Origin of the sequence: Kitasatospora sp. NPDC059462 (assembly GCF_042749955.1) — a bacterium.
In the GTDB taxonomy this organism is placed as follows: domain Bacteria; phylum Actinomycetota; class Actinomycetes; order Streptomycetales; family Streptomycetaceae; genus Kitasatospora.
Window position 1 is genome coordinate 1 of record NZ_JBHYUU010000321.1, and the last position, 5,226, is coordinate 5,226.

General features: G+C 73.8%; 4 protein-coding genes and 2 tRNA genes. 2 read left to right on the forward strand and 4 right to left on the reverse strand.

What is annotated here, in order from left to right; genetic code table 11:
- Window positions 1–78 precede the first annotated feature (78 nt).
- From tig to ACFXAM_RS37720, 3 genes are all read right to left on the reverse strand, one after another.
- Window positions 79–1,476 carry a trigger factor gene (gene tig / locus ACFXAM_RS37710; protein ID WP_380298347.1) on the reverse strand — a complete coding sequence of 466 codons (1,398 nt, stop codon included), beginning with the start codon at window positions 1,474–1,476 and terminating at the stop codon, window positions 79–81.
- Window positions 1,477–1,730: 254 nt separating this feature from the next.
- Window positions 1,731–3,251, reverse strand: a complete 1,521-nt coding sequence (locus ACFXAM_RS37715; RefSeq protein WP_380298348.1) for an MDR family MFS transporter — start codon at window positions 3,249–3,251, stop codon at window positions 1,731–1,733.
- Between the two features lie 101 nt (window positions 3,252–3,352).
- Window positions 3,353–3,426: transfer RNA gene (locus tag ACFXAM_RS37720), tRNA-Pro, on the reverse strand.
- A gap of 144 nt (window positions 3,427–3,570) precedes the next feature.
- On the opposite strand from ACFXAM_RS37720, the gene ACFXAM_RS37725 reads away from it, so the two are divergent.
- Window positions 3,571–3,641: transfer RNA gene (locus tag ACFXAM_RS37725), tRNA-Gly, on the forward strand.
- 117 nt (window positions 3,642–3,758) lie between these two features.
- Here the strand turns inward: ACFXAM_RS37725 and ACFXAM_RS37730 are convergent.
- Window positions 3,759–4,328 carry a hypothetical protein gene (locus ACFXAM_RS37730; RefSeq protein WP_380298350.1) on the reverse strand — a complete coding sequence of 190 codons (570 nt, stop codon included), beginning with the start codon at window positions 4,326–4,328 and terminating at the stop codon, window positions 3,759–3,761.
- A 226-nt stretch (window positions 4,329–4,554) separates the two neighbouring features.
- Between ACFXAM_RS37730 and ACFXAM_RS37735 the strand changes: the two genes are divergently transcribed.
- The coding region (locus ACFXAM_RS37735; RefSeq protein ID WP_380298352.1) for a DUF6348 family protein at window positions 4,555–5,226 on the forward strand (672 nt) is incomplete at its 3' end.

Consider the following 5,226-nt stretch of genomic DNA (forward strand, 5'->3'; position numbering starts at 1 on the left):
GGAACGGCGCGGGCCCGGACGCCGTACGGCGTCCGGGCCCGCGCTCACGCCTCAGGGCGAGCGAGGCGACCGCGGCGGTCAGGCCTCGGTCTTCTCCTCGGCCTCGGCCTCGGCGGCCGGGGCCTCGACGGTCTCGGCCGACTCGTCGGCCTCGTCGTCGTCGAAGTTGATCTCGTTGCCCTCGGTGTCGACGACCTTGGCGGCCTCGACCACGGTGGCCAGCGCCTTGCCGCGGGCGACCTCGCCGACCAGCAGCGGAACCTGGCCGCCCTGGACGACCTGCTGGGCGAACTGGTCCGGGGTGAGGCCCGAGCCGGCGGCGCGGCGGATGAGGTGCTCGGTCAGCTCCTCCTGGGAGACGTTGAGCTCCTCGTCGGCGACGATCTGGTCCAGGACGAACTGGGTCTTGATGCCCTTCTTCGCCTGCTCCTCCAGCTCCGCGAGGTACTCCTCCTCCGACTTGCCCTGGGTCTCCAGGTAGCTCGCCAGGGTGAGGCCCATCGGCTCCAGCTGGTGGTGCTCCAGGTTGTGCTTGCGGGTCTCGATCTCGTCCTTGAGGAGCTTCTCCGGGAACTCGATCTCGACCAGGCCGAGCAGCGCGTCCAGCACCTTCTCCTGGGCCTGGGTGGCCTGGTCGTACTCCTTCATGCGCTCCAGGCGCTTGCGGGAGTCGGCCTTCAGGTCCTCCAGGGTGTCGAACTCGCTGGCCAGCTGGGCGAACTCGTCGTCCAGCTCGGGCAGCTCCTTCTCCTGGACGGCGGTGACCTTGACGGTGACCTCGGAGGTCTTGCCGGCCTGGGTGCCGCCCTTGAGCTCGGTGGTGAAGGTGGCGGTGCCGCCGGCCTCCAGGCCGACGACGGCCTCGTCGATGCCGTCGATCAGACGGCCCGAGCCGATCTCGTAGCTGACGCCAGCGGCGGTGCCGTCCTCCGGCACCTCGCCGTCGACCTTGGCCTCCAGGTCGACGACCACGATGTCACCGGCGGCGGCGGCGCGCTCGACGTCCTTGACCGAGGAGAAGCGCTCGCGCAGCTGCTCCAGGGACTTGGCGACGTCCTCGTCGGAGACCTCGATCGGGTCGACGGTGACCTCGATGGACGAGAACTCCGGCAGGGTGATCTCCGGGCGGACGTCGACCTCGGCGGTGAACTTGAGGTCACCACCGTCGGCGATCTTCTCGACACCCTCGATGTTGGTGATGTCGGGCTGGCCGAGGACCTCGATCTTGCCCTCGTCGACGGCCTGCGTGTAGAAGCGCGGCAGGGCGTCGTTGACGGCCTCCTCCAGCACGGCGCCACGGCCGAAGCGCTGGTCGATGACCCGGTTCGGGATCTTGCCCTTGCGGAAGCCCGGGACCGAGACCTGCTGGTTGATCTTCTTGTACGCCGCGTCGAGGCTGGGCTTGAGCTCCTCGAAGGGCACCTCGACGGTGAGTCGAACCCGGGTCGGGTTCAGAGTCTCGACGGCGCTCTTCACGGTTAGGTCTCCTATGGGCTTGCGGTCAGGTTGCCTGCGCCCTCCCCGGACGCCGGCCGGGGCCGGTTTCCAGCGGGTCGGGCGAGACGGGCGATGGGCGGTTGGAGCTGCATCTCCCGTGGGGGGTGGACGGTGAGCGTGACTCCTCGCCCTCGTGCGGTTGACCTGGGTGGACGCCACAGGGACTACCGCCAGCGCCCCATCCTACCGGTACCACGAAAGGCGGACGCCAGGACGCCGCCGTCCGGGCCCGTTCAGGCCCCTCCGGCGCTCTTCGCGGCGGCCCGCGGGGCGTCGTCCGGGGCGGTCCGGCCGGCGGGTTCCGACGCGCCCCCGGAGGCGCCGGCGGCCGCCGGGCGCATGGTCGCGGCGGCGTCGGAGTCCCGCACGCGCAGCGCGATCACGGCCGCCAGCAGGGCCAGCGCGGCCGCGGTCAGGAAGGCCGCGCGGTAGGCGGTGAGGTTCGCCACGGGCGTACCCGAGGCGTCCGCGGCGAGGGGTCCGACGGCGGTCAGCACGGTGCCGAGCACGGCCACGCCGAGCGCCGAGCCGATCTGCCGCTGGGCGTTGTAGAGGGTGGAGGCGGCGCCGGTGGCGGCGGCCGGGACGGTCGCGAAGGCGGCGGTCTGGCTCGGCATGAAGACGTGCGACATCGCGAAGCCGGTGAGGAAGAGCAGCCCGCGCACGGCCCACAGGTTGCTCTCCGGCCCGATGGTCGCCATCAGGGCCAGGCAGCAGGCCACCACCGCGGAACCGGCGGCGAGCATCCGGCGCGGGCCGATCCGCGGGTAGAGCCGGGCCGACACCTGGGAGGCGAGCATCACGCCGAGCGCCTCGGGGAACACCATCAGCCCGCTGTGCAGGGCGTCCATCCCGAGCGCGTCCTGCATCAGCAGCGGGAAGAGGTAGAGCATGCCGAGGAAGGCGGCGCCGGAGAACAGCGAGAGCAGGTTCACGGTGCGAAAGATCCGGTCCCGGAAGAGCCGCAGGTCGAGCATCGGCTCGGGGCGGCGCAGCTCGACCGCGACCAGGGCGGCCAGGGCGAGCAGCCCGGCGAGCGCCGGGGCGAGGATCCGCACGCTCCCCCAGCCCTCGGACGCCCCTTCGGAGAGCGCGTACATCGCGCCGCCGAAGCCGACGGCGGCGAGCAGGAAGCCGGCCACGTCGAACCGCCCGGCCCGCTCGACCCGGTAGTCGGGCAGGAAGAGCAGGCCGAAGACCAGCCCGGCGAGGCCGACCGGCACGTTGACGGTGAAGACCCAGTGCCAGGACCGGCTGTCCACCAGCCAGCCGCCGAGCACCGGACCGCTGGCCGGGGCGACGGCGGTGGGCAGCATCAGCACCCGGGTGGCGCGCATCCGCTCCTCCTGCGGGAAGGCGCGGAAGAGCATGGTCATCCCGACCGGGGTGAGCAGGCCGCCGGCCGCGCCCTGGAGGATCCGGTACAGGGTGAGCGAGGACAGCGAGCCGGCCGTGCCGCAGAGCAGCGAGGCGGCGGTGAACAGGGCGAGCGAGCACAGGAAGACCCGGCGGGTGCCGAAGCGGTCGCCGAGCCAGCCGGACAGCGGCACGAAGACGGCCAGGCTGACCAGGTAGCCGACGTTGACCACGCCGACGCCGGCCGGGTCGGTGCCGAAGTCACGGCCGATGGAGGGCAGCGCGACGTTGACGATCGTGCCGTCCATGATCGTCATGAACAGCGAGGCGACGAAGACGACGCCGACCGCGATCTTGGGGTTCATCCGCCCCGGCCGGGCCGGGCTCGTCGCACTCATCGGGGGTTCTCCAGGTCGGGTGGGAAATCAACCGGTCACCATGCCCGAACAGCCCCGCAGACGACAACAGGGCCCCGCTGTGGGCGAGACCCTGCGCACGGTCGGGGTGACCGGATTCGAACCGACGGCCTTCCGCTCCCAAAGCGGACGCGCTACCAAACTGCGCCACACCCCGTGGTGCCGAGAGGAAGCGTACACGCCGGGCCCTGCCGGATCGCCGGGATATTCCGGGGCCCGCACGGGAACGGGGTGTGCGCGCAGCCGACCGGACCAGGTACGCTGTTCCCGACCTTCCGTCCGGTGACGGCCGGAGGATCGCGCGGGCGTAGCTCAATGGTAGAGCCCTAGTCTTCCAAACTAGTCACGCGAGTTCGATTCTCGTCGCCCGCTCAGCAGGAGGAACGGCCCCGGTGGACGCTCGGCGTCCACCGGGGCCGTTCGCGTTCCCGGCGCTCCGTCAGCGCCCCTTCCCGGCCGCCCCCGTCACCGCCGTCGCCCCCGCGGGCGTCACAGGCCCAGCCGGGCGGCCCGGGCGGCGGCCCGGTCCAGCAGCCGGTGGACGTCGGCCTGCCGGGTCGAGGGCCGGTCGTTGAACTGGTCCGGGGAGTTCACCGGGCGGCCGGTGGCGTGCAGCACCTCCATCAGCTGGACCCGGGCGGTGCGCACGGTGGCCGGGGTGCCGAAGCCGTGGGCGAGCACCGCGGCCTGGGCGCCCAGCAGGCAGACCCGGCCGGCGTCGTCCCACATCGCCCCCTGCAGCCAGCCGTGCGCGGCGATGTACCGGGAGGCGAGGGCGAGGTGCTCGGCGGCGGTGACCGTGACCGGGCGGGCGGGGCGGCGCAGCGCCCGGTCGAGCAGGGTGGCCCGGGGCAGCGGGTGGCCGGCGTGCCAGGGCCGGTGCACCTGGCCGTGGCGCCACGGGTGGGGCACCGGGGCGCGCGCGGGGGCGGGCAGTGAGGCGAGGTACGCCTCGATCTCGGCGACCAGCCCGGAGGCGTCCGGGGCGAGCAGCCGGACCGGCAGGGCGGTCGGCGCGGTGCGCGGCGGGGCGGCGGGCGGCGGGGCGGTGCGGGGCATGCGGGTCCTCCAGGCGGCGCCGGTGGTGTTCGCTACCCAAAATGGTGCATACCGGTCATCCCTGCGACCGGAGCGGCGCGCCGCCGGCCGCGGGCCCGCGCCGCGCGGCGGCGCCCGGGCGGTTTCCCGGGGGGCCCGCGGGCCGATAACCTCGGCGGCGTTCGAGAGCAGTTCGATGGCAGCCGGCGTTCGAGACGACTCGGAGCCCGTGAGCGGAGGAGTCCCCGTGCGCCCGCAGGACCGACTGGCCGTCATTCAGCGCTGCGTGGTCCGGGAGATGGCGCGCCTCGGGCAGGAGTTCACCGCCGACGGCGAGGTGGTGCGCGGCCCGGGGACGGTCGCGGTGGCCGTCCGGGAGCACCCCGGCGGCGAGGGCGCCGGGCACGTCGACCTCGGCTGGGCGCTGGAGCTCGGCCGGGCGGACGCGCCGGTGCTCTGGGACTGCGCGGCCGGCCTCGGCAAGACCGAGGAGGAGAAGCTGGAGAACGCGGTGCGGATGTGGGCGACCACCACGGCGGCCGCGCTGGTGGAGCTGCGGGAGGGCCGCGGCGCGCACGCCGACCACGCCGACCACCCGGAACTGCCCGGCTGGCACGCCGTCCAGGGGCCGGCGGCGGTCTTCGGGTTCGGCAACGAGCGGCTGGCGGCCTGGCTGGCCGGGAACCGAGTGGTGCCGGCGCTGGCGCCCGCGCTGCTGCCGGCGCTGACCGGGCCGCACGCGCGGCGGCCGCACGGGGTGAAGCTGTTCCTCGGCGGACGGTCGGGGGACGACGTGGCCGAGGTCAGGATCGACGGCGAGGTCAGCGAGGCGGCGTCGGCGGCGCTGCGCGCGCTGGACTGGCCGCGCGGCGAGCGGCTGTGCTGGGCCCGGCTGTTCGTGCTGCTGACGGCCCACGGG

Excerpts from the sequence above, each read along its gene's own strand:
- ACFXAM_RS37715 (WP_380298348.1), bottom strand. The coding sequence starts at position 3,251 with ATGAGTGCGACGAGCCCGGCCCGGCCGGGGCGGATGAACCCCAAGATC.
- ACFXAM_RS37730 (WP_380298350.1), bottom strand. The coding sequence starts at position 4,328 with ATGCCCCGCACCGCCCCGCCGCCCGCCGCCCCGCCGCGCACCGCGCCG.